We start from the raw sequence: 22,740 nt of genomic DNA, 5'->3' as shown, positions 1-22,740 counted from the left end.
CGCTTCATGCGCTGCCGTGGCCGAGCAGCGCGCCGAACAGATCCCGGCCGTCGTCCGCCGCGGGCAGACCGCTGACCTGGCCGTCGCCCACCTCCACCACGCGCCACACGCCGTCCTCGCGCAGCGCCATGTCGGTGGTCACCCAGGAGCAGCGGAGCCGGCGCACGGCCTCGCCGACGTCGTCGAGGCAGGGCGCCAGTACCTGGCCCGGGGTGTCCGGGTGCGCGGTCACCAGCACCGGCTCACCGTCCACCCACCACACCCGCGCCTCACCGCCCGGGACGAAGGGTTCGTAGGCGCGCACCACCACGCCGCCCGCCAGGAATCCGCCCTGGAGTTCCACGAACCTGCCGACGGCGGAGGCGAGCCGGTCCGTGTCCGTCAGGTCCGGGACGAAGCACGCCTCGTGCCATTCGTGCTTCCGGGACTTCACGAAGTCCTTGACGATGCCTGGGCCCGGGCCGAGTCCCGACGCCAGGGCCGCCCAGACGGACGGGCCCGGCAAGGGTTCTCCCGGGAGCAGCGCGCGCCAGACGCTGCGCGGGGTGAGGCCGGTGAACGTGTCGTACCAGCCGGGCAGTTCGTGGGCCGTGCGGTACGCGGTGGCGCCGGTGAGCAGGGCGCAGTCCCGAGCGGCGAGGGCCCGCTCCAGCGCCTCGTAACGGGCGGCGGGCACCATCCAGCCACGGTAGCGGTAGGCCCCCGAAGCCCGCGGTACCCGCTCCACGGCGGTCTCCGCGTCCCCGGCGAGCAACGCGTCGTGGTCGACCAGCACCACCCGTGCACCGGTCTGCCGCAGCACCTCCGCCTCCGGGGCGAACTGCGGGTCCGGGCGCCCGGGCCGCAGCGGGTCGCGGCAGAACAGGAAACCGGGCGCGGTCATGCGGGACTCGTCCTTCGTGACGTGGGGTGGGCCGTGCACGCGGAGCATGCGGCGGACCTGGTGCCGGGAGGTGCCGGGCGGGAGGAGCGTGTGCCCGGGGCCGGTGGCAGCCCACCGGACCCCGGGCACCCCGGCTCAGAGCCTGGACAGCTCGTCCACCAGATCGTCCAGGCCGAGCGAGCCCTGGGAGAGGGCGGCCATGTGCCAGGCCTTCAGATCGAACGCGTCGCCGTGCGCCTTACGGGCGTTCTCCCGGCCCAGCAGCCAGGCCCGCTCGCCCAGCTTGTAACCGATCGCCTGCCCCGGCATCGACATGTAGCGGGTCAGCTCGCTCTCCACGAAGTCGGCAGGACGGCCGCTGTGGTTGCCGAAGAACTCCTCGGCCAGGTCCGTCGTCCACCGCTCACCGGGGTGGAAGGGCGAGTCCGCCGGGATCTCCAGCTCCAGGTGCATGCCGATGTCGACGATGACCCGGCAGGCGCGCATCATCTGCGCGTCCAGATAGCCGAGCCGGCGCTCCGCGTCGGGCAGGAAACCGAGTTCGTCCATCAGCCGCTCGGCGTACAGGGCCCAGCCCTCGGCGTTGGCGCTGACGTGGCCGATCGACGCCTGGTAGCGCGAGAGGCTCTCGGCGACATGCGTCCACTGGGCGATCTGCAGATGGTGGCCCGGCACGCCCTCGTGGTACCAGGTCGACACCAGGTCGTACACGGGGAAGCGGGTCTCGCCCATCGTGGGCAGCCAGGTACGGCCGGGGCGTGAGAAGTCCTCCGACGGCCCGGTGTAGTACGGTGCGGCGGCGCCACCTGCCGGGGCGATCCGGGACTCCACCTTCCGTACCCGCTCGGCGAGTTCGAAGTGCGTGCCGTCCAGCGCCTCGATCGCCTCGTCCATCAGGCTCTGCAGCCACACCCGGACCTCGTCGACGCCCTCGATGTGCTTGCCGTGCACATCGAGGTGGGCAAGCGCCTCCCATGGCCCCGCGCCCGGCAGGATCTTCTCCGCCTCGGTCCTCATCTCGGCCAGCAGCCGGTGGTATTCGGACCAGCCGTACGCGTACGCCTCGTCCAGATCCAGATCCGTGCCGTTGAACTGGCGCGACCAGCGGGCGTAGCGCTCACGGCCCACGGTGTCGGGAGCACCCTCGACGGCCGGGGCGTACACGTCCCTCATCCAGTCCCGCAACGCGAGGAGCCCGGCGGCGGCCTGCCGCGCTGCTTCGTCCAGCTCCGTGCGCAGCGGGTCCGGGCCTGCGGCCACGAAGTCCTGGAAGAACCCCGGGCCGTCCTCACCGGCCCAGGTGCCCAGCTGCCCGGTGAACGTCGCCGTGGGGCGCGGGCCGGCGTACAGCTTGCGCTCCAGGCCGAGTGCGAGCGAGGCGCGATACCCCTCCAGCGCGGCGGGAACGGCCCGCAGGCGGTCCACGACCGCCGCCCAGTCCTCGTCCGTCGCCGTCGGTGTCGCGGTGAACACCTCGCGGATGCTGTGGGCGGGGGAGTGGATGTTGGAAACGGCCCGCAGGCCCTCATCGGCCTCGTGGATGGCGAGTTCGGCCGTCAGGCGTTCCCGCAACAGCCGTGCGCACCGCCTCTCCTCCTCGGCCTCCGCCCCCGGCACCTGCTCGGCGGCGTCGAGCTCCACGAGGGTGCGGCGGATGAGTTCGGCCTGGGCGGCCTGACCGGAGGGCGAGAAATCGGGCAGCCGGCGGGCGCTTTCCGCGACACCGAGGTAGGTACCGGTGATCGGGTCGAGTTCGATGTATGCGTCGACGTACGCGTCGGCGACCTGGCGCGGCAGTGCGCTGCTCGAAGTGTCTGACATATGGACATCCTCGTACGGCGAAGGCCCGTTCGTCACGGGGTATCGACTTCCCGCCTGGGCAGGAGCCTCTACGGCGCGGGGGAGCCGGGCTGCGACTCCGGGGCCCGCGCTCCTTCCGACGGCGGCAACAGGGGGCCGCACTCCCACTGCTGGAAGATCAGCCGCGTCTCCACACGCGCCACCTCGCGACGGGAGGTGAACTCGTCCAGCACGAGGCGCTGCAGATCCGCCGGGCCGGCCACCGCCACATGCACCAGATAGTCGTCGGGCCCCGTCAGGTGGAAGAACGCCCGGGACTCCGGAAGGGCCCGGATCCGCTCGACGAACGGACCGATCAGCTCCCTGCGGTGCGGACGGACCTGCACCAGCAGCAGCGCCTCCAGACCGCGCCCGATCCTGGCCGGGTCGAGCCGCAGCCGGTGCCCCAGGATCACCCCCGAGCGACGCAGCCGCGCCACCCGGTCCAGACACGTCGAGGGGGCCACCCCGACCTCGGCCGCGAGCTCCCGGTACGTCGTCCGGGCATCGTTCTGCAGCAATCGCAGAATATGCAGATCGACCGGATCGAGAGCGACGGAGTCAGGCATTCGGCGAACGTAGCACGGCATGGGAGCCCAGGACGCCGGTCGATGTTCAAGCTGGCTTCCATGGACACCGAAGCCATGTCACCGACGCCCCCCGCACCCTTCCGGTCCAGGGCGCTCGCCACCGAAGCCGTGCACGCGGGACGCGACGATCTCGCCTCTCTCGGGCTGCACGCGGCGCCGATCGACCTGTCCACCACCTACCCCTCGTACGACTCCCGGGGCGAGGCCGCGCGTATCGACGCCTTCGCCACCACGGGGGCCAGGCCGGACGGCCCGCCGGTCTACGCACGGCTGGACAACCCGACGACGGCTCGCTTCGAGACGGCCCTCGCCCGTCTGGAGGGCACCGCGAGCGCGGTCGCCTTCGCCAGCGGGATGGCGGCGCTCACCGCAGTGCTGCTGGCCCGTGCGAGCCTGGGCCTGCGCCATGTCGTCGCGGTGCGCCCGCTCTACGGATGCAGCGACCACCTCCTGGGCGCCGGGTTGCTGGGCACCGAGGTGACCTGGACGGACCCGGCGGGCATTGCCGACGCGATCCGGCCCGACACCGGCCTGGTGATGGTCGAGACCCCCGCCAACCCGACGCTGGCCGAGATCGACATCAGGGCCGTCGCGCACTCCTGCGGGTCCGTGCCGCTGCTGGTGGACAACACCTTCGCGACGCCCGTGCTCCAGCGGCCCGTGGAACACGGCGCCCGGATCGTCCTCCACAGCGCCACGAAGTACCTCGGCGGCCACGGAGACGTCATGGGCGGAGTCGTCGCCTGCGACGAGGAGTTCGCCGCCACCCTGCGGCAGGTGCGGTTCGCCACCGGAGGTGTTCTGCACCCGATGGCCGGCTACCTGCTGCTGCGCGGTCTGTCCACGCTGCCGGTGAGGATCCGGGCCGCTTCGGCCTCCGCCGCGGAGCTGGCCCGCAGGCTTTCGGCCGACCCTCGCGTCGCCCGGGTCCACTACCCGGAGGTGGGTGGGGCGATGGTGTCCTTCGAGGTCTTCGGGGATCCGCACCGGATCATTTCCGACGTCCGGCTGATCACCCCCGCCGTGAGCCTCGGCAGCGTGGACACGCTCATCCAGCATCCGGCCTCCATCAGCCACCGCATCGTGGCCGAGGGAGACCGGCGGGCCGCGGGAGTCGGCGAACGTCTCCTGCGTATGTCGGTCGGCCTCGAGGACGTCGAGGACCTCTGGGCCGACCTCTGTCAGGCGCTCAGCGCCGAAGCTGCCGCACCTGCTCGGTCGTCGGCTGCTGCGCAGGTTCCACGGACCCGGCCGTCGGCTGCGGAGCGGACGGGGTCAGCCGGGCGGTGATCACGAGGGTGCCCTCCTCGATCTGGTAGTCGAGCGGCAGCGCGAGCGCCCGCATCGCCGCGACCATGCCGGTGTTGTGGGCCTGCGTCACCGCGTACACGCTGTCGCAGCCGGCCTCGACGGCCAGAGCGACCAGCCGGCCGAGGAGCTCGGAACCGATACCGCGGCGCTGCCAGTCGTCCTCCACCAGCAGGGCGACCTCGGTCTCGTCCCCGTCCCAGAGCAGGTGGCCGAGCGCCACCAGCCTGCCCGAAGCCGTCTGCACGGCGAGGGTGCGGCCGAAACGCGGGCTCAGCAGGTGGTCCAGATAGCGGTCGGCGTCCCGGACCGGGCCGTGGTAGCGCAGGCCGAGGGTCCGGTCGGAGCAGCGGTCGTGCATGGCGCGGGCGGCATGAAGGTCCGAGCGGTCCGCGCGGCGGACGGTGATCTCGTTGCCCTCGGGGAGGGTGAGGACGTCCTCGCTGCGCGGGACGCGCGGGCCGAGCCGGTTGTCGAGCTCGACCAGGGCGCGGGCGCGGGCGAATTCGGTCGGGGTGAACGGGAGGTACGGCCGTTCCACGGTGATCACGCCGCCGGAGGGATCGCGCAGCCGCATCACGGTGTCCTCCAGGACGCCTTCCACCGGCGCGCTCTCCCCGGTGGGACGTCCGGTGACGGACAGGGCCGGCAACGAGTGGATGGTGCACCGGCCGAGGAGCTGACGCAGGGCGAGGGGGAGTTCGGCGGCGTCCAGGGCGGTGCGGGTGGCGAGGCCGAGGACCCGGGTGGGGGTGTCCACCAGGTCGTGCGCGTCCGCGCGCTCGATCCAGGTCGAGGAGCCGCCCGCAGCCGCGATCTCCCGGATCAGCTGCTGGGCGGGAAGCGCCGCGGGGGCGCGCAGCAGGAACTCGTCGACGGTGCCTTCCGCCAGCGGGTGGGTCTGCAGGGTCAGGATGTCGATCCGGTGGCGGGCCAGGGCGATGCAGAGGGCGGCCAGCGTGCCGGGGGCGTCCCGCACGGTCGTCCGCATCCGCCACAGCACCGTTCCGGCCTCCCCGGCCTCATCGGTGCCGGCGTCGGTGGACAGGAACCCGGGCTCCGCGCCGGCGCCGGTATCCGGGGGCGGTGCGTGGCTGTGCCTGCGTGACCACCATGTGTGGAACGCGGCCGTGGCCACCAGGGCCACGGCCGAGGCACCGAGGAGATAAGGGCCGTCGGGCTGGTGTCCGATCAGATTGGCGATCGCGTCGGCCACGGCCACGGCCGTGAACAGTGCTGCCAGCTCGATCAGGTCCCGCCGCCAGTGGTGCGGGCGGCGGGCACTCTTCGCGGATGTCACATCAGTCATGTCCCTACTGTGACCGAAGGGTGTTGCCTGATCACGAACGGATTGTGACCGATGGGTTACGTGTGGATCTGGTCGGTCTTCAGCACCTTTTCCCGGTGCCCCCGAGCGCTGCCGCCCGGTCCGGCGCCGCCCGGAACCCGGGCGTGGGGACCGTTGCGGTCACGGGGTGTGATCCACTCCGGCCATGGGCCGCCGCAAGGGTGAGCCCTTCGCGGGGGTGGCGTCGGCCCGCGCCCTCGGGGGCCCTGCCGTCACTGCCCCGTACGCCCCGGCCGCAGCACCTTGGTGAACAGGACCGTGCCCCCTTGGGCACGCAGCCGCACCGTCAGTTCCCCGCTCCCGCCGTCGATGTCGACCTCACCGAAGAACTGCGGCTGCTCCATCGGGGACACGTTCGCCCGGTCCGGTGCCCGGACGAAGACACGCTCGGGCCCGAACGTCCCGTCCAGCGCGTTGGCCGGGAAGCCTCCCGCGGCGAGCGGCCCGGACACGAACTCCCAGAACGGGGCGAAGTCCTTGAAGGCGGCCCGCTCGGGCGCGTAGTGCTGGGCCGAGGTGTAGTGCACATCGGCGGTCAGCCAGAGCGTGCCGGTGATCCTCTGGTGCTTGATGTGACGCAGCAGTTCGGCGATCTGCAGCTCCCGTCCGAGCGGCGCGCCGGGGTCGCCCTGCGCGATCGCCTCGAAGTCGGTGGCACCGTCGGGTACCACGAGCCCCAGCGGCATGTCGGCGGCTATCACCTTCCACACGGCACGCGACTGCGAGAGTTCACGCTTGAGCCAGCGCAGCTGCTCGGCACCGAGGATGCCCGTGGTGTCCTCGGGCCGCCGGTTGGGGGAGTTGGCGTCCCGGAACGACCGCATGTCGAGTACGAACACGTCCAGCAGCGGACCGTGGCGTACGACGCGGTGCAGCCGCCTGTCCTCGGGAGAACCCTGCAGCGTGGGAACCGGGAAGTACTCGCGGAACGCCCGCATCGAACGCGCGGCGAGCAGGTCGACGTTCTTCTCCGTGTAGCGGGCGTCGTCGAGGATCTGTCCGGGGTACCAGTTGTTCCGTACCTCGTGGTCGTCCCACTGGACGATGGAGGGGACCTGCGCGTTGAAGGCCCGGACGTTGTCGTCGAGCAGGTTGTACCGGAAGTTCCCCCGGTACTCGTCCAGCGTCTCCGCGACCTTCGACTTCTCCGGCGTCGTGAGGTTGCGCCAGATCCGCCCGTCAGGCAGGGTCACACTGGGTTCGAGCACCCCGTCCGCGTAGATGTTGTCACCACTGCACAGGAAGAAGTCCGGGTCCAGGCGGCGCATCTCGTCGTAGACCCGGTAGCCGCCGATGTCCGGGTTGATGCCCCACCCCTGGCCGGCGATGTCGCCGGACCAGAGGAACCGCACCCCGTCCCGGCGGGTGGCCGGAGCGGTGCGGAAGGTTCCGTGGACCGGCCTGCCGGTACGCCGGGGGTCGTGCGGGTCCTCCAGGACGACGCGGTAGTGCACCTGCTCACCGGCCGGCAGCCCGTACAGGGGTGTCGTCCCGGTGAAGTCCGTGAGAGCGCCGATCAGCGGGCCGTGCCACCTGCGGGCGCGGCGGAAGGACTCGGTCGCGGACGTCTCCACCACCATCCGGGCGGGTCGGTCGGAACGTACCCACACCAGGGCCGACGAGGACGTCACGTCACCGACCTGCACGCCCCACGACGCGCTGGGGCGGCCGGACAGAGCGAAGGCGGGCGCGGTGGTGAGTGCCGGAGGCACGACAGCCGCGGCCGAGGCGAGGAGCGAGCCGCGCAGCACGGTACGGCGGCCCGGGGCCGGGATGCGGGGACGGTGCGACATCGATGCGCCTCCAAGAAGCGAGCGGGGCTGCCGGAACGGCGTTTCCGTACAGGCTGTGTGCGCACCCATACCTAGTCCCCGGCGGCAGCGGCCACGCCAACCGCAGGTGAACAACCGTCGCGCCGTCCCTGCGCCAGGACCGTGTCCGCCAGGAGGCGGACCCCGTTCTCGATGGCGGAGGGGGCCAGATGTGCGTAACCGAGCACGAGCCGGACGGTGCCGTCCCCACCGCCGCCGTCCTGGTCGGTGCCGCAGCCCCCGGCGTCCCCGGTCCTGCCGGGACGTTGTGCCGTGCAGGAGTCCAGCGATCGCAGCGCGATTCCCGCTTCCTCCGCCAGCCGCAGGAAGACGCCCTGAGGGCCGTACCGCCGAGGCAGCCGGGCGATGATGTGCAGGCCCGCGGAGATCCCGCTGACCTCCGCCCCGGGGAAGTGGGCGGCGAGCGCTCCGGTCAGGGCGTCCCGGCGTTCCTTGTACGCACGCTGGCAGCGCCGCAGTTGGCGGTCGTACCCGCCGCCGGTGATGAAGTCGGCCAGCACCGCCTGGTCGAGGGAGGGGTTTCCCAGGTCCATGGTGCGCTTGCGGGCGACGATCTCGTCGGTCATCGACTCCGGCGCCACGAGCCAGCCGAGCCGCAGCCCGGGCGCGAGGGACTTGCTGACCGAGCCCGTGTACACGACGTGTTCCGGGTCCAGGCCCTGCAGCGCCCCGACCGGCGCCCGGTCGTAGCGGAAGTCACCGTCGTAGTCGTCCTCCATGACCACCCCCGACGTCGCGCGGGCCCAGTCGAGCAGCGCGCCGCGCCGACCGGCGGAGTAGGCGATGCCGGTCGGGAACTGGTGCGCCGGAGTCGTGACCACGGCGCGGACTCCGGAACTCAGCAGCGGCCCCATGGCGAGCCCTTCGCCGTCGAGCGTAAGGGGGACCGCTGTCAGGCCGGTGGAGCGGAACAGGGAGGCGTGCTCCGGGCTTCCGGGATCCTCGACCCCGACCGCCGTCGCACCGCGGCCGCGCAGGACGAATCCGAGCAGTGTCGTCGCCTGGGCCACTCCCGAACACACCACCACCCGTTCCGGATCGGCCACCACCCCGCGGCGCCGGGTCAGCAGGGAGGCGAGTGCCGTGCGCAGTTCGGGAAGCCCGCGGGGGTCCGGGTAGCCGAGGGAGCCGTGCGGCAGCCGGTCCAGGGCCGCCCGATGGCCCGAGGCCCAGGCGCTCCGCGGGAAGAGCGCCAGATCAGGTGTGCCCGGACGGAAGTCCACCCGCGCGCCCGGCGCACGCGGTGACAGGTCCCGCGCACGCCCGGCGGAGGGGCGCACCGCGTCGCTCACCCAGGTCCCGGAGCCCCGGCCGGCGCGCAGATAACTCTCCGCCGTGAGCTGCTCGTACGCCTCGGTCACCAGCCCGCGGGACACGCCGAGATCGGCGGCCAGCTCACGGCTGGCGGGCAGTCGCGTCCCGGCCGGCAGCCGACCCGAACGCACGGCCTCGCGCAAGGCCGACCGCAGGGCGCGACCGCGGCGGCGTGGGGGTGCGGACACGGCGGGGAGCAGCAGCTCCCAGGCGGCCGACGCGGGCGGGCCGCCCGCGCGCGGGGGAGAGGCGGGCGGTGGATTGGTCCCCGTAGACGTCATGGAAGTGGACCTTAAGCGGGACCGCCCGGAAACCTAGCGTCATCCGCATGAACCCAACATCCCCGCGCGGAGCCCGGCTTCGCTCGCCCTCCGTGAGCGGAGCGCTGCTCGCCGCTCTCGCCTGCACCCTGGTCGGCGCGTCCTTCACCGCCAACAGCGTGCTCGGCGACTATCCGTACGCCGGTGGCCAGGCGCTGCGCTACGGCCTGGCGGCCGTACTGCTCCTGCCGTTCCTCGACCGGAGAGGCCGCGGAGGGACGACGGCCGCTCCTCGAAAGCTCATCCACCGGGAGTGGGGCCGCCTGGGAGCACTCGCCGCCATCGGGATGGTGGGCTTCAACCTGGCCGTCCTGGCTGCCGAACGCACCGCGGAGCCGGCGGTCCCCGGGGTCTTCGTCGGCTGCGCGCCCATCGTCGTGGGAGTCCTCGTGCCCGCCCTGGAAGGGCGCAGGCCGTCTGGGGCGGTTCTCCGAGCCGCCGGCCTCGTCGCCGCGGGAGCGTTCACCGTCCAGGGGTGGGGACGGACTGACCCGGCGGGCATCCTCTACTCGGTGGGCGCGCTGGCGGGAGAGGTCGGCTTCGCGGTCCTGGCCGTCCCGCTGCTGCGCCGGCTCGGACCCAAGGCGCTGTCCGCGGCTGTGTGCGCCGTCGCGGCCGTGCAGTCCGCGCTTCTCGGCGTGCTGCTCGACGGAGGAGACTTCCTGCGGGTTCCCACGCCGACGGAGGCAGCCGCGTTGCTCTGGCAGGCAGCCGTGGTCACGGTGATCGGCTTCGTGTGCTGGTACAGCGGGATGCGACGTATCGGCGCCGAGCGGGCCGCCCTCTTCTCGGGGCTCATCCCCGTGTCCGCCGCGCTGACCGCACCTCTGGTGGGCACAGGGACGTACGGCGTCGGTCAAGGTGCCGGGAGTCTCCTCGTGGGCCTGGGAGTCGCCCTCGGCTCCGGCGTCCTCGGGTGGGGACGCCCGGCCTCGTCAACGGCTCGTGTCGAGGACGACCCGGGCGACGGCGGCGGGGTCGTCGTTCATCGGAACGTGGCCGCAGCCGGGCAGGCGCACGAGGCGGGCTCCCGGAATGGTGCGCTTGGCCCGGATGCCCTGACGGCGAAGGAGCAGACGGTCCTTGGTGCCCCAGGCGACCGTGACGGGCACGTCGGGCACGTCGTCGGTGAACGCGACGGAGAGACCGGCCTCCAGTGTCTCGTGGAATCCGGTGGCTTCGCGGAGGGCGACGGTCTCCGACACGACCGCGCCGGGTGAACGGCGGCCGGGCCGCGCGTAAATGGTGCTCGTCAGCGCCGTACGCCCCGAAGCGCTCTTCGAGAGCTGCTCGATCAGGGGCATCGGCATCGTAAGCGCTGCTCCGCGCATCGCCCGCAGCACCCCGAAGGCGTAGCGGCGTTCGCCCTGGGTCCAGAAGCCGGCAGGGGAGAACGCCGTCACCGAACGCACGAGGTCGCGCCGGCCCAGCTCCAGGGCGATCAGCCCGCCCAGGGAGTTCCCGGCGACATGCGGGCGTTCGAGACCGAGCGTCTCGAAGAACGAGCCGAGCAGTGGAACCAAGGTCCGCAGGTCGTACCCGAGGCCGTCGGGAAGTGCCGGCGAGGCGCCGAAGCCGGGGAGATCGACGGCGATGACGTCCCGCTCCGCCGCCAGGATGCGCAGCACGGGCTCCCAGGCCTGATGGTGGTGACCGATCCCGTGCAGCAGCACCAGCGGCGCGCCCGAGCCACGGCGTTCGTACGCCACGCTGACGACGCGACGGCCGGCGGGGGAGTCGACTGCGAACGAGACCGTGGTGGTCATGTTGCTCCTCGGGACGGTACTGCGGGCCGGACAGGAACGAGGCGGTCCGTCACCCATGATTACCGTCGAGTAGCTTGCAGTTCAAGGGGTAGCGCCGCGAGGGGAGTTCCCGTCGGAGCGGGCACCCGTCGCCACCACGTCGGGCGGCGGTGGGCGCGATTCCCGCTGGACACCCTTCGGCGCGTCCGCTGGGATGGGAAAGTGACTGCCGACACCGTTACGGATCTTTTCGAAGAACACCGCTCCGTCCTCACCGGGGTCGCCTACCGGATGCTCGGACGTGTCGCCGACGCCGAGGACGTCGTCCAGGAGGCGTGGCTCCGCTGGTCGTCCGCTGACCGGGGGGACGTGCGGGAGCCGCGGGCCTTCCTCGTGACGACCACCACGCGCCTGGCCATCGACCGGCTGCGCCACCTGCAGTCCCGGCGCGAGGCGTACGTGGGGCCCTGGCTGCCGGAACCCGTGGTCACCGAATTCGGCCGGACCGTGCCCGACTCGGCGGAACGGGCGGTTCTCGCCGAATCCGTGTCCCTGGCCGTCCTCGTGGTACTCGAGTCGCTCTCGCCGCTGGAGCGTGCGGTCTTCGTCCTGCGCGAGGCCTTCGGCTTTCCTTACGCGGAGATCGCCGCCGCCCTGGACCGGTCCGAGCCGGCGGTCCGGCAACTGGCAGGACGGGCGAAGCGTCATGTGGAGGAGCGCAAGCCACGGTACGCCGTGGATCCGGCCGTACGGCGTGACCTCACCGAACGCTTCCTCTCCGCGGCTGCCGGGGGAGATCTGGAGCAAATGCTGACGCTGCTGGCCCCCGATGTGCGGCTGGTCAGTGACAGCGGAGGCAACGCGAAGGCGCCCCGGCGGATCATCGAGACCGCGCGCAAGGTCGGCCGCTTCCTCGTGGCCGTGGGGCAGGGCTGGCGCGGGACGCTGGACGTGCGGCCCCTGGAGATCAACGGGGCCCCGGCCCTGGTGTTCAGCTCGGACGGGAAGGCGGACACGGTCGTGCAGGCAGAAGTCGACGGCGGGGTCATCCAGTGTGTCTACATCCTCCGCAACCCCGACAAGTTGGCCTCGCTGGCGATCGACTGACGACAGGGCGGCGTCCGTCCGCCGGCCCGGGCGTGATGGCGAGGTGGCCGCCTTCGCCAGGAGACGGGCGAGCTCTCGGGGGCGGGTGGCCACCGGCCAGTGGCCCGAGTCGAGCTCCACGTTCCCGGCACGGGCGAGCTCAGGACTTTCGCCGCCGGAGATCCACTCCTCGGCCTGGGCGGAGCCGACCTCGGGGCAGACCGACGACCGCGGGGCCGCCGAAGCGGCGCTCGTCGGTCAGGCGCACGACTCCTCTGGCGACGGCCTCGGTGGCGGTGGCGGGGTCGGGGGCGGGGGTGGGGTCGCGATCGCGATCGCGGTCGGTGACAGGGACAGGGACAGGGACAGGGACGGGGACGGGGACGGGGACGGGGACGGTGGCGGACCCGACGCGGGCACGGTCCGCTCGTCCGGGGCGTGGGCGCCCGCGCCCTCGGAGGGGGACCAGCCCGGCGAGGGCATAGGCCGCCCTCGATCGCGAAGTGATCGGCGTAGGCGTGCCGGTCGGAGGCGGAAAAGCCGCCGATCAGAGCGACTTCGGCCACCTGCTCCGGTCGTGGTGTCGGCGGCCGGCCGGGCCAAGGATCGAAGCTGCGGAGGGTCCCACCACTCAGGGGACTTTCGGGACGCCCCGTCGACGGCGGCCAGCGCTGCCTCCCCTGGTCGTCGCGGGGCCGGAGCGGGGCCTTCCCCAGCGGGCGCGCCCGCTGGGGAAGGCGAGATGGGAAGCGTGGGTCGGTTCGGCCAGGCCACGGTCCAGCCCGCTTCGTTCGGACTTGGTTCGGTCGGCCTGGGCCCGGGCTTGACGCGGCTCGGTGCGGATCAGTCGGGGCTCGGCCGGACGGCGGAACTCACCGAGGCGGCAGGGTAATGCCCGACGGCTCCGGGAATCACGACGGCTCAGTGTTGCCTGGCCCCACGGCTGCGCGAACGTCCCGTGAACGCTCTGCGGCAGCGCCTGGTTCCGCTCTGTTACGGGGAGAGGATTGGTCTTGACCAAGGTCCTGCACCGTCCTAAGGTCTGAACGTTAAGGCAGGAACCTTTAATAAATAACGTCGCGGAAAAGCCGCCGAGCGATTGCGAGGACAGGGTGGGGACCACGCAGCTGGAATCGGTGCAGGAGCCGAAGTACTGGCACCTCAAGACCGTGCTCAGTGAGGCACTCGACTCGGACTTCGCGGTGGGAGAGGTACTGCCCAACGAGCGAGAGCTCGCGGCACGCTTCGGGGTCGCCCGAGCGACGCTCCGGCAGGCTCTGGAACAGCTCGAGCTCGAAGGCAGGCTGCAACGACGCCGGGGCGTGGGGACGACCGTCGCCCCGCCGCGCGTCGGAGTGGCTGTCGCCACGGCCCAGAACGGCTGGGCGGGCGGGGGCCCCGACGAGGCGTGGCAGCCCGTCGAGTGCACCACCGCAACGGCTCCTGCCGCGATCGCCGCCGTGCTCGACGTGAGCGCCGACGAAGAGGTGCACGTCGTACGCCGTATCCGGGTCACCCACGGGCAGGCGGTGGCGGCTGAGCTGCTGTACGTTCCGGCATCCTCCGTGCCCGAACTGTCCGCGATCGACGCGCCGTCCGGGGCCGCCCGTGCTCGTAGCGTCATGCGTGAGCTTCACCGCCGTGGCCTCGAAGGTCAGGACCGCTCCGTGGAGCTCGGGTCGGCGCGGGCGGACGACGCGAAGGAGCTCGACAGGCTTCCGGGCGCGCCGGTTCTCGTGGTCACCACCCGGTACTTCGCTTCGGCCGGAACGGCGGCTGTCTCCGTCGCCACCTACCGGGCCGACACCTGCCGCCTGACGTTCGGTGACTCCGGGGCACTGGAGATCAGCCACGACGAGCAGGAGCGTCAGGCTTCCTGAGGCCGACAAACGCGGCCCCATGCGCGGGCGCTTTCCGCACCTGTTCCGCGTGGCGCCGTGTTCCGGTGCCTGCCTGACTGCCTGCCTGCCGCTCTCCGGCGATGTCCGTGTGGCAGGGTGGCGTGGCGCTTTGCGTAATTAGCTGGGCTGGAGCTGCGTCGCGGCGCACTTCAGCACCTTGCGCGTCCAGGTGCGGGTGGGCTGAGCGGTAACGCGCGCCGACAGCTGGCGCGCTCGCGTGGCTGCCTTACGCGCCGGTGCATTGCACCGCTGGACGGAAGGCCGCATGCCCCTCGACGAAGCGTCATGCCCCCCGACGCGACGGGCTTCAAGGCACCGCTGAGCATCCCAGTGCCTCCATCCTGCGCTGTCCCTGCGTGCCGTGCCCCTCGGGAAGGCCGAAGACCCTGCTGACGCCGGTGGCGCTCCGGCTCCCGTAGCGGTGCGAGTTTTCCACCGCGTCCCCGCATGTGTTCGTCGGCCGCCCCACCGTTCCTCGGCCGCCTGCCGCCTGCCGCCTGCCGTTTGTCGCCGCCCCCTGTCGCCCACGGCGCGCAGGCCGCGTTCCGTATCGCTGTCAGGGGGACTTTTCTGGTTAGCCGCCGTCAGTGACGGGCAGTCACTGTTCCCTCTACGGCGAACAGCTGTTCCTCGACGTGATCCAGTGCCAGCCGGAGCGCCCCCGTGGCGACGGCTGCCTCGCCGAGGAGCGACAGGGCCACCCGAGGGGGGCGCAGGCAATAGCGTGCGAGCTCGTCACGGAGCGGGTCCAGTACACCGTCCAGGCCTGCGGCCCACCCTCCGACCACGACCAGCTCCGGATCGAGTGCCAGCGCCAGAGCCGCCACGTCGTGCACCAGCCGCTGGATGAACCGAGCGACGGCCGCCTGGGCCCCGGCGTCTCCGTGTCTGGCCTTGGCGAACACCGCGGCGACCGCGTGCTCGTCCAGGGGGTCGAGCGGGGTGTCCGTCGTCGAGAGCAGGTGCTCCGGTGTCACCTCGCGGCCGAGCAGATGCAAGGCCCCGATCTCTCCGGCCGCCCCGCCGAACCCACGGTGCAACCGCCCGCCGATGAGCGAACCGGCGCCCGGACTGAGGCCCGCCAGCACGAAGACGATGTCGTCGGACTCGGTCGCCGCTCCCTTCCAGTGCTCGGCCACCGCAGCCGCGTTGGCGTCGTTCTCCACCAGGACCGGGCACCGGAAGGACCGCCGCAGTCGGTCGCCGAGCGCCAGGCCGGTCCAGCCCGGCAGCGCGGTGCCCAGCCGTACGGTGCCGTCGGCCTCGACGATGCCCGGGCTGCCCACCCCGACCGCACGCAAACTGCTCCGCTGCACTCCTGCGCGACGCAGCACATCGGCGATCATCGCGCGGACGGAGTCGAGCCGGTCGTCCGCGCTCGCCGTCTCGGACACGTCACGTGACCCCGCACCGATGATCCGGCCGTCCAGTCCGGACAGAAGGGCTGAGACCCGGTGCGGACCGATCTCGATGCCCAGTAGATAGCCTGCCTCCGCACGAAACCTGAATCGCCTGGCCGGGCGGCCCTGCCGTCGCGCTCCGCTCTCGTCGGGCACGGCCTCGACCACCAAGCCGGCGGCGAAGAGTCCTTCCACGACGCCTTCGACCGTGGGGCGGGACAGACCTGTGATCCGGGTCAGATCCGTGAGCGTGGGCGAGTCCGCCCCTCGCAGAGCGTGCAGCACCACAGCGGAATTGATCCGCCGCAGCAGAGACGGGTCCCCACCGGTCAGCCGACTCACGGTGTGTCCTCCCAGGTCGTGCGCGTGTCTGCCGGATCGTACTCGCTGGTCCCGACTGCGGCGACCGGCCCCCTGAGATGACAAGCGGAGCGGGCTGCGGGGCCGAGAGGGGCCTCGGTTCAGCGGGGAGCCACGAAGCCGGACTCGTAGGCGGCGATCACCGCCTGGGTGCGGTCCCGTGCCCCCAACTTCGCCAGTACCGCTCTGACATGGCTCTTCACCGTCTCCACGCCGACGACGAGCTGCGCCGCGATCTCCGCGTTGGACAGCCCTTGAGCCATCAGGCGCAGCACCCCCGCTTCACGCTCTGTGAGCGCCGCCCTGTCCAGCGCGGCCCGCGCCTTGGTCGTGCCGTAATCTGCTGCGAGCTGCCGGACCGCAGCGGGGAACAACAGCGACTCACCCTCCGCCACCAGACGCACGGCGTGCACGATCTCGGTCGGCCTGGCCCGCTTGAGCAAGAACCCGTCCGCGCCGGCGCGCAGGGCCTCGTAGACGTATTCGTCGTTCTCGAACGTGGTCACCACCAGGATCTTCGGTGGATCGACGACAGTGCGCAGAACCGCACGTGTCGCTTCGATACCGTCCATCAGTGGCATGCGCACATCCATCGCCACGACGTCCGGCCGCAGTTGGCGCACCAGAGGGATCACGGCCGCACCATCGGCGGCCTCCCCCACCACCTCGATGTCGGACTGCGCCGCCAGGACCGCGCGCAGTCCCGTACGCACGAGGGGTTCGTCGTCGACCAGAAGAACGGTAACCGGCATCCGGTCAGAGTATGTGGTCCATCGGCAGGCTCACGTGCACCCTCCATTCCCCTTCGTGCGGCCCGGTCCTGGCCTCGCCGCCCAGCAGCGCGGCCCGCTCCCGTATGCCTCTCAGCCCGCTGCCGCCGCTCCGCCGTTGCGAGGCTCCGGTGAGCGGATTGGACACCTCCAGCTCCAGTCGTTCCTCCACGACCCCAAGCCTCACCCGTACGGGAACGGCGCCGGCATGACGCAGCACATTGGTCAGCGACTCCTGCAGGATTCGGTACCCCTCCCGGGACACCGGTCCGGGGACGAGATCCAGCGGGCCGGTCATGGCCGCATCGATCTTCACTCCGGAACCGCGGGCCGATTCCAGCAGGCGGTCGGCCTCGACCAGCGTCGGGCGTCGGCTTATGGCGTGGCCGGGACCCGATTCCCGCAACACGCTCAGCACACGTTCGAGATCATCGAGCGCGTTGCGCCCCGTCTCCTCGATAGCGGCCAGTGCCCGAGCGGTGAACTCCGGATCGCCCGTGGTCCGGGCTGCCCCCGCCTGCACCACCGCGACGGTCAGTGCATGCCCGATCGAATCGTGGAGCTCGCGCGCTATCCGATTGCGTTCCAGCAGCTGCTCCGTGCGCTCTTCCAGGGCGGTGAGCCGCTCGGCCGGTGACGGCCCGAGCAGTCCTCGGGCCGCGGCCGTGGCCACCTCACCGCACAGGACGATCAGCCCGAGCAGCATCAGGATCGGCAGCGGGGCGACCAACGCGTACAGCCAGCGGGACGGGAGCAGAGCGGCCAGCCAGTCCATGTCGGGGCCCGCACCGGTCGAGGCGCGGACCAGGTCGAACGTCGTCGCCGGGAGCCAGACGGTCGCGAACATGGCTGCGGTGGCGAGCAGCAGCCGTACCTCGAGCCAAGCCACGGTGCGCCAGCGCTCCGCCCACGTGGCGGCGGGCACAGCGGAGATCGAGGCGTCCGGGCGGCCACGCTCGGCGGGAGTCAGGAGCAGCTGTGCCTGTATGCCCTCGGCCAGACGAACCACCGGCAGCAATCCGGCAGGAAGCGCGAGGGCGAAGGGCACCCACGGTGTGTCGATGGAAATGAACAACCACACGCTGGCGACCGCACTCGGAATGAGCAGGTGCAGCCAGCGGCTGTAGGTGACGGGCGCTGCCATGGCCCTCAGGAAGTGGCGCATGTCCGCCATCGTGTCAGCGCCAGGCGATGAGCGGCTCCCTCCAGCGAGGGAGACGAACCCCTCGGACGGGGGAGGCCACCGTAGGGAGCCGGGCGCCACGCTCGATACATGACCAGCATCGACGTACACGCCCTCACCAAGGACTACGGTTCCACACGTGCCGTGGACAGGCTCACCTTCAGTGTGAGACCTGGCCGGGTCACGGGCTTTCTGGGCCCCAACGGCGCGGGTAAGTCCACCACCATGCGGCTCGTGCTCGGGCTCGACAGGCCGACGGCCGGCACGGCCACGATCGGAGGCCGCTCCTACGCATCGCTGGCTGACCCACTGTGCCGCGTCGGTGCCCTGCTCGACGCACGGGCGGCGCACGGCTCGCGTACCGCTCCCGACCACCTGCTCGCGCTCGCCACGAGCAATGGCATAGCCGACCGAAGGGTCGACGCGGTGCTCGAGGAAACAGGTCTCGCAGGCGTGGGAGGACGTCGGATCAAGACCTTCTCGCTCGGGATGCGGCAACGACTGGGCATCGCGGCAGCACTGCTCGGCGAGCCGGACGTGGTGATGCTGGACGAGCCCTCGAACGGCCTGGACCCGGAAGGCATCATCTGGATCCGCGAGCTGATGCGCGGCATGGCTCGCGACGGTCGTACCGTCCTGGTCTCCAGTCACCTGATGCACGAGACCGCTTCCTTTGCCGACCACCTGGTCGTTCTCGGCAGGGGCCGGCTCCTCGCCGACCTCCCGATGCAGGAGTTCCTCGACTCCCGTAGCAGGCCGGCGGTTCGACTCCGCACCACCGATGCCACGCGGCTCCGGGACATCCTGATCCGCCGGGGGTACGAGCCTGTACCGGGCGCGGACGGGCGTTGGACCATCGGCGGGGCCACGGCGGAGGAGATCGGGGCCATAGCGGCGACCGAGTGTGTTCCGCTCATGGAACTCAGCGACGTACGTCCGAGCCTGGAAGAGGCCTACCTCGATCTCACCACGAGCGCGGCACAGTTCACCGCTCCACATTCACCGACCACTCGCACGGAGGCCTGAGCGCTGTGACCATCTCGAAGACAGCAGTGGTGCGGTCCGAATGGATCAAGATCAGATCGTTGAGGCCGGTTTCAGGCGCACTTGCGGCGGTTTTCGCCACCACGCTCGCCGTCACCGTGCTCGTGGTCGCGACGGTGGGGCAGGCGGAGGCGGGTGAGGAGGGCAATGACCCGCTCTTCTCCGCTTTCTACGGACTCAGCTTCGGTCAGATCGCGGCCATAGGCTTCGGAGCGACCGCGGTGTCGACGGAATTCCTGAACGGGGCGCTGCGGACATCGCTCGCGGCCGTACCGAACCGAAACCTGCTCTACACCGCCAAAATGGCGGTGATCGGCGGCCTCGCCCTCGCCGTGGGTCTGGTCTCCAGCTTTGCCTCTCTACTGGTGGGCCAGATGTTCATGGGGGAGTACGCGATTGGTCTCGGCGACTCCGGAGTGCTGCGCGCCGCGTTCGGTGGCGGTGTCTATCTCGCACTGATGGCGCTGTTGGCCGCAGGACTTACCGCGCTGCTGCGCAGTGCGGTCATGGTGCTGAGCCTGCTCATTCCCTTCATTCTGATCGTCTCTTTCGTGATCGGGGACATAGCGGGGGGCGCCGCTGAGTATCTACCGGACCGCGCGGGCCAGTTGATTCTGCACGGCCATCACCCGGGCAGTCTCGGACCGTGGACAGGGCTGGTGGTCACCGGTGGATGGACGTGCCTGGCCCTGGTAGCCGGATGGTGGACCTTGCGGAGACGCGACGCATGACGGCTGGTCTCGCCGAGTCGCCGAGTTGCCGAGTTGCCGAGTTGCCGAGCTGACGAGTCATCAGCATCGAGGCACCGGCTCGCCAAAGCACCAAGGTGCCGAGCTACCGAGAAGCTGAGCATCGGCAGCCGGAGTCTCTGGGAGCGCGTGATGTTGCCCGGCGGAGGTCATGTGTCAGTGGTGGAAGGTTTACTGACGGTATGACCACCGCACACCACCTCCGCCTCATCGACGGGATGCGCGCCAAGGACTTTCCTCCGGAGCGCGTGCCGTCAGGCTCAGGAGTCAGCGGACCCGGCTACCACACCGCACTCCTCCACAGCGAGGACGGCCAGCAGGAGGGAGACGAGGCAGACCGCGCGGAACGACGGGCGCAGTGCCTGGCCGAACACGACGCCCTGCTCACGTTGCTCACGCTGCGCTGGGGCGAACCACAGGTCATCAGCCTGTGGAGCGCACAGGAACGGCTGCTGGCCGGGGAGACGATAGCGGAACCCTGGAGCGAGCCGGTCGCCGGCTGCGAGTACGTCCAACTGTGGCGCGCGGAGGACCGGTGGATAGCTGTGCTGCTCTACACGGAGGACGAGGGCCCGGGATGCGAGTTGGGAGTCCTGGTGACCGTGGTCGACCCGCCCTGAGCTTCCTGTCGGATGCGCGGAGGGCGACAGATGCCGGCCATCCCTGAACGCCTGCTCGTGCAATCGGAGAAGGGGTGAGGCTCTGGCTAGGCGGAGGGGCCCTGGCCGACGGCCGCAAGCAGTCGGGCGTACTCGGCCGCCATGGTGCTCACCGACCAGTGGGCGTTCAAACCACTTGGGTTGGGGAGGGCCCAGACCCTTGCCCCGCCGATCAGGCGCTCCTGCGGGCCTATGCGCGCACGGCGTTCACCGAAGGCGGTGCGATAGGCGGTCACACCGACGACCGCGAGCCACTGCGGGCCGAGAGTCTCCACCTTCGCCGACAGCAGCTGGCCACCCTCACGGAACTCGTCCGGGTCCAACTCGTCCGCCCGTGCCGTCGCCCTGGCCACCACGTTGGTGATGCCCAGACCGTATCCCAGCAGCTCGTCCTGTTCCGAGGGCTTCAGCTGCCTGGGTGTGAAACCCGACCGGTGCAGCACCGGCCAGAATCTGTTTCCGGGGTGCGCGAAATGGTGTCCCGTAGCCGCGGTCATGAGGCTGGGATTGATACCGCAGAACAGCACACGCAGACCGCCCGCGGCCACGTCGGGTACGACGCGATCGCGGGCAGCCTGGAGTTTGTCGGGCGTCATCCGCACGGGTGGAGTGCCGTCAGAGGATGGAGCCGGGGGTGTATCCGGCAGCCTCCGGGTGCTGCTTGGCAATCTCTTCGATACGGGACACCAGGGAGGTGACCTGATCGCCCGCCGCACCGGTGAAGGACAGCTTGTCGGCCATCAGAGCGTCGAGCTCGGCGCGATCGAGGGGGATGCGCTCGTCGGCGGCCAGCTTGTCCAGCAGTTCGTTGCGCTCCGCTCCCTGCTCCCGCATGGCGAGTGCCGAGGCAACCGCGTTCTCCTTGATGGCCTCGTGGGCGACTTCCCGGCCGACACCGGCCCGGACCGCGCCCATGAGCACCTTCGTGGTGGCGAGGAAGGGCAGGTAGCGGTCCAGTTCGCGTGCCACGACTGCGGGGAACGCGCCGAACTCGTCGAGGACGGTGAGGAAGGTCTCCAGCAGACCGTCGAACGCGAAGAAGGCGTCCGGCAGTGCGACACGGCGGACGACGGAACAGGACACGTCGCCCTCGTTCCACTGGTCGCCGGCCAGTTCGCCGGTCATCGACGCGTAACCGCGCAGGATCACCATGAGGCCGTTGACCCGCTCGCAGGAGCGCGTGTTCATCTTGTGCGGCATGGCCGACGAGCCGACCTGGCCGGGTTTGAAGCCCTCGGTGACCAGCTCGTGGCCGGCCATCAGCCGGATGGTCTTGGCGACCGACGAGGGTGCCGCGGCCAGCTGGACCAGCGCTGTCACCACGTCGTAGTCGAGGGAGCGGGGGTAGACCTGACCGACGGAGGTGAAGGCCTTGGCGAAGCCGAGGTGCCCGGCGATGCGCTGCTCCAGGTCGGCGAGCTTGCTCGCGTCGCCACCGAGCAGGTCGAGCATGTCCTGCGCCGTGCCGACGGGCCCCTTGATGCCACGCAGCGGGTATCGGCCGAGCAGGTCCTCCAGCCGCCCGTACGCCACCAGCAGCTCGTCCGCCGCGGTCGCGAAGCGCTTCCCGAGCGTCGTCGCCTGTGCGGCGACATTGTGCGAACGGCCGGCGATGACCAGCTCGCGGTACTCCGCAGCCAGCTTTCCGAGCCGAGCCAGAACCGCCACGGTACGGTCGCGCATCAGCTCCAGCGAAAGCCGGATCTGCAGCTGCTCGACGTTCTCGGTGAGGTCCCGGGAGGTCATGCCCTTGTGGACCTGCTCATGGCCGGCGAGGGCGTTGAACTCCTCGATCCGGGCCTTCACGTCGTGCCGCGTGACCTTCTCGCGCTCCGCGATGGAGGCGAGGTCGACCTGGTCGATCACACGCTCGTAGTCGGCCAGCGCGGCGTCGGGCACCTCGATGCCGAGGTCCTTCTGAGCGCGCAGCACCGCCAGCCACAGCTGACGTTCCAGCTTCACCTTCTGCTCGGGGGACCAGAGGACGGCCAGCTCCGTGGAGGCATAGCGGCCGGCCAGGACATTGGGGATGCGAGGCTTCGCAGACACAGCAGTCACGTGTCCGGATTCTACTGGCGGTTTCTGCAGGTCCGTGCCGCGGGCCGGTCTGTGTGTTCGTACAAGCCCAGGTCCGACCTGGGCCCAGGAGACCGCTGTCGCCACGAATCACCGCCCGCGGATCGACCTGCTCGCGCCTTCCGGCGCCGCGGCAGGCCTACGAGAGCCTGCGGAGGGCGGGTCACCAGCACAGTCGTGGCCGGTCGGCCCGGCCGCCGTCGGTCGTATCCCGGCAGACGGCAGACGGCAGACGGCAGACGGCAGACGGCAGACGGCGGAGGCAGGCGGCAGAGGCAGACGGAGGGCGTCGGTTCGGTCGGACGGCAGAGGCAGACGGAGGGCGTCGAGGGT

18 protein-coding genes and 1 pseudogene are annotated in these 22,740 nt (G+C 71.0%); 7 read left to right on the top strand and 12 right to left on the bottom strand.

Annotated features, from left to right (window positions below):
- Window positions 1–4: 4 nt before the first annotated feature.
- The 3 genes from ACFY8O_RS28385 to ACFY8O_RS28375 form a co-directional block, all read right to left on the bottom strand.
- The gene (locus ACFY8O_RS28385) at window positions 5–883 is read right to left on the bottom strand and encodes an ATP-grasp domain-containing protein (protein ID WP_387907231.1); all 879 of its coding nucleotides are present in this window, start codon (window positions 881–883) and stop codon (window positions 5–7) included.
- 135 nt (window positions 884–1,018) lie between these two features.
- The gene (locus tag ACFY8O_RS28380) at window positions 1,019–2,704 is read right to left on the bottom strand and encodes a DUF885 domain-containing protein (RefSeq protein WP_145811650.1); all 1,686 of its coding nucleotides are present in this window, start codon (window positions 2,702–2,704) and stop codon (window positions 1,019–1,021) included.
- A gap of 68 nt (window positions 2,705–2,772) precedes the next feature.
- Complete coding sequence (locus tag ACFY8O_RS28375) at window positions 2,773–3,291, bottom strand: Lrp/AsnC family transcriptional regulator (RefSeq protein WP_387907228.1); 519 nt, start codon at window positions 3,289–3,291, stop codon at window positions 2,773–2,775.
- A 60-nt stretch (window positions 3,292–3,351) separates the two neighbouring features.
- Between ACFY8O_RS28375 and ACFY8O_RS28370 the strand changes: the two genes are divergently transcribed.
- Window positions 3,352–4,602, top strand: a complete 1,251-nt coding sequence (locus tag ACFY8O_RS28370) for a trans-sulfuration enzyme family protein (RefSeq protein ID WP_145811647.1) — start codon at window positions 3,352–3,354, stop codon at window positions 4,600–4,602.
- On the opposite strand, the gene ACFY8O_RS28365 is transcribed toward ACFY8O_RS28370, so the two are convergent.
- From ACFY8O_RS28365 to pdxR, 3 genes are all read right to left on the bottom strand, one after another.
- A complete protein-coding gene (locus ACFY8O_RS28365) occupies window positions 4,502–5,920 on the bottom strand; it encodes a GNAT family N-acetyltransferase (RefSeq protein ID WP_387907346.1) in 1,419 nt (472 codons plus the stop codon). The two genes, ACFY8O_RS28370 and ACFY8O_RS28365, sit on opposite strands and share 101 nt — an antisense overlap.
- Window positions 5,921–6,180: 260 nt before the next feature.
- The gene (locus ACFY8O_RS28360; protein ID WP_387907225.1) at window positions 6,181–7,761 is read right to left on the bottom strand and encodes an alkaline phosphatase D family protein; all 1,581 of its coding nucleotides are present in this window, start codon (window positions 7,759–7,761) and stop codon (window positions 6,181–6,183) included.
- A 71-nt stretch (window positions 7,762–7,832) separates the two neighbouring features.
- On the bottom strand, window positions 7,833–9,395 hold the full coding sequence (pdxR, locus tag ACFY8O_RS28355) for a MocR-like pyridoxine biosynthesis transcription factor PdxR (RefSeq protein WP_387907222.1): 1,563 nt from the start codon (window positions 9,393–9,395) through the stop codon (window positions 7,833–7,835).
- Window positions 9,396–9,442: 47 nt separating this feature from the next.
- On the opposite strand from pdxR, the pseudogene ACFY8O_RS28350 reads away from it, so the two are divergent.
- Window positions 9,443–10,321 (top strand): annotated as a pseudogene (locus ACFY8O_RS28350) (DMT family transporter); the annotation flags it as partial.
- A gap of 48 nt (window positions 10,322–10,369) precedes the next feature.
- Here ACFY8O_RS28350 and ACFY8O_RS28345 read toward each other — a convergent pair.
- Window positions 10,370–11,200, bottom strand: coding sequence for an alpha/beta fold hydrolase (locus ACFY8O_RS28345; protein ID WP_387907218.1), 831 nt, complete (start codon window positions 11,198–11,200; stop codon window positions 10,370–10,372).
- 201 nt (window positions 11,201–11,401) lie between these two features.
- Between ACFY8O_RS28345 and ACFY8O_RS28340 the strand changes: the two genes are divergently transcribed.
- On the top strand, window positions 11,402–12,286 hold the full coding sequence (locus ACFY8O_RS28340) for an RNA polymerase sigma-70 factor (RefSeq protein ID WP_387907215.1): 885 nt from the start codon (window positions 11,402–11,404) through the stop codon (window positions 12,284–12,286).
- 1,091 nt (window positions 12,287–13,377) lie between these two features.
- Window positions 13,378–14,145 carry a GntR family transcriptional regulator gene (locus ACFY8O_RS28335; RefSeq protein WP_145811637.1) on the top strand — a complete coding sequence of 256 codons (768 nt, stop codon included), beginning with the start codon at window positions 13,378–13,380 and terminating at the stop codon, window positions 14,143–14,145.
- A gap of 605 nt (window positions 14,146–14,750) precedes the next feature.
- Here ACFY8O_RS28335 and ACFY8O_RS28330 read toward each other — a convergent pair.
- The 3 genes from ACFY8O_RS28330 to ACFY8O_RS28320 form a co-directional block, all read right to left on the bottom strand.
- Window positions 14,751–15,908 (bottom strand): ROK family transcriptional regulator, encoded by a 1,158-nt coding sequence (locus tag ACFY8O_RS28330; RefSeq protein WP_145811633.1) that lies wholly within the window; start codon window positions 15,906–15,908, stop codon window positions 14,751–14,753.
- A 119-nt stretch (window positions 15,909–16,027) separates the two neighbouring features.
- Window positions 16,028–16,678, bottom strand: coding sequence for a response regulator (locus tag ACFY8O_RS28325; RefSeq protein ID WP_387907211.1), 651 nt, complete (start codon window positions 16,676–16,678; stop codon window positions 16,028–16,030).
- Between the two features lie 4 nt (window positions 16,679–16,682).
- Complete coding sequence (locus ACFY8O_RS28320; RefSeq protein ID WP_387907209.1) at window positions 16,683–17,861, bottom strand: sensor histidine kinase; 1,179 nt, start codon at window positions 17,859–17,861, stop codon at window positions 16,683–16,685.
- A gap of 108 nt (window positions 17,862–17,969) precedes the next feature.
- Between ACFY8O_RS28320 and ACFY8O_RS28315 the strand changes: the two genes are divergently transcribed.
- The 3 genes from ACFY8O_RS28315 to ACFY8O_RS28305 all read left to right on the top strand — a co-directional run bounded on the left by ACFY8O_RS28315 (window position 17,970) and on the right by ACFY8O_RS28305 (window position 20,292).
- On the top strand, window positions 17,970–18,905 hold the full coding sequence (locus tag ACFY8O_RS28315; RefSeq protein ID WP_387907206.1) for an ATP-binding cassette domain-containing protein: 936 nt from the start codon (window positions 17,970–17,972) through the stop codon (window positions 18,903–18,905).
- Between the two features lie 11 nt (window positions 18,906–18,916).
- Entirely contained in the window at window positions 18,917–19,654 is a 738-nt protein-coding gene (locus ACFY8O_RS28310; protein ID WP_387907343.1) for an ABC transporter permease, read from the top strand.
- Between the two features lie 200 nt (window positions 19,655–19,854).
- Window positions 19,855–20,292 (top strand): hypothetical protein, encoded by a 438-nt coding sequence (locus ACFY8O_RS28305; protein WP_387907203.1) that lies wholly within the window; start codon window positions 19,855–19,857, stop codon window positions 20,290–20,292.
- An 86-nt stretch (window positions 20,293–20,378) separates the two neighbouring features.
- On the opposite strand, the gene mug is transcribed toward ACFY8O_RS28305, so the two are convergent.
- Complete coding sequence (mug, locus tag ACFY8O_RS28300; RefSeq protein ID WP_387907200.1) at window positions 20,379–20,927, bottom strand: G/U mismatch-specific DNA glycosylase; 549 nt, start codon at window positions 20,925–20,927, stop codon at window positions 20,379–20,381.
- 19 nt (window positions 20,928–20,946) lie between these two features.
- Window positions 20,947–22,389: an adenylosuccinate lyase gene (gene purB / locus ACFY8O_RS28295; protein ID WP_387907197.1), complete on the bottom strand. Its 1,443-nt coding sequence runs from the start codon at window positions 22,387–22,389 to the stop codon at window positions 20,947–20,949.
- Window positions 22,390–22,740 lie beyond the last annotated feature (351 nt).

This window comes from Streptomyces argenteolus (assembly GCF_042902585.1).
GTDB lineage: Bacteria > Actinomycetota > Actinomycetes > Streptomycetales > Streptomycetaceae > Streptomyces > Streptomyces argenteolus.
This window is presented reverse-complemented; position numbering and strand designations above follow the sequence as displayed.

Coding starts and splice junctions, on each gene's coding strand:
- ACFY8O_RS28385 (WP_387907231.1), bottom strand. CDS start 883: ATGACCGCGCCCGGTTTCCTGTTCTGCCGCGACCCGCTGCGGCCCGGG.
- ACFY8O_RS28380 (WP_145811650.1), bottom strand. CDS start 2,704: ATGTCAGACACTTCGAGCAGCGCACTGCCGCGCCAGGTCGCCGACGCG.
- ACFY8O_RS28375 (WP_387907228.1), bottom strand. CDS start 3,291: ATGCCTGACTCCGTCGCTCTCGATCCGGTCGATCTGCATATTCTGCGA.
- ACFY8O_RS28370 (WP_145811647.1), top strand. CDS start 3,352: ATGGACACCGAAGCCATGTCACCGACGCCCCCCGCACCCTTCCGGTCC.
- ACFY8O_RS28360 (WP_387907225.1), bottom strand. CDS start 7,761: ATGTCGCACCGTCCCCGCATCCCGGCCCCGGGCCGCCGTACCGTGCTG.
- pdxR (WP_387907222.1), bottom strand. CDS start 9,395: ATGACGTCTACGGGGACCAATCCACCGCCCGCCTCTCCCCCGCGCGCG.
- ACFY8O_RS28345 (WP_387907218.1), bottom strand. CDS start 11,200: ATGACCACCACGGTCTCGTTCGCAGTCGACTCCCCCGCCGGCCGTCGC.
- ACFY8O_RS28325 (WP_387907211.1), bottom strand. CDS start 16,678: ATGCCGGTTACCGTTCTTCTGGTCGACGACGAACCCCTCGTGCGTACG.
- ACFY8O_RS28320 (WP_387907209.1), bottom strand. CDS start 17,861: ATGCGCCACTTCCTGAGGGCCATGGCAGCGCCCGTCACCTACAGCCGC.
- ACFY8O_RS28315 (WP_387907206.1), top strand. CDS start 17,970: ATGACCAGCATCGACGTACACGCCCTCACCAAGGACTACGGTTCCACA.
- ACFY8O_RS28305 (WP_387907203.1), top strand. CDS start 19,855: ATGACCACCGCACACCACCTCCGCCTCATCGACGGGATGCGCGCCAAG.
- mug (WP_387907200.1), bottom strand. CDS start 20,927: ATGACGCCCGACAAACTCCAGGCTGCCCGCGATCGCGTCGTACCCGAC.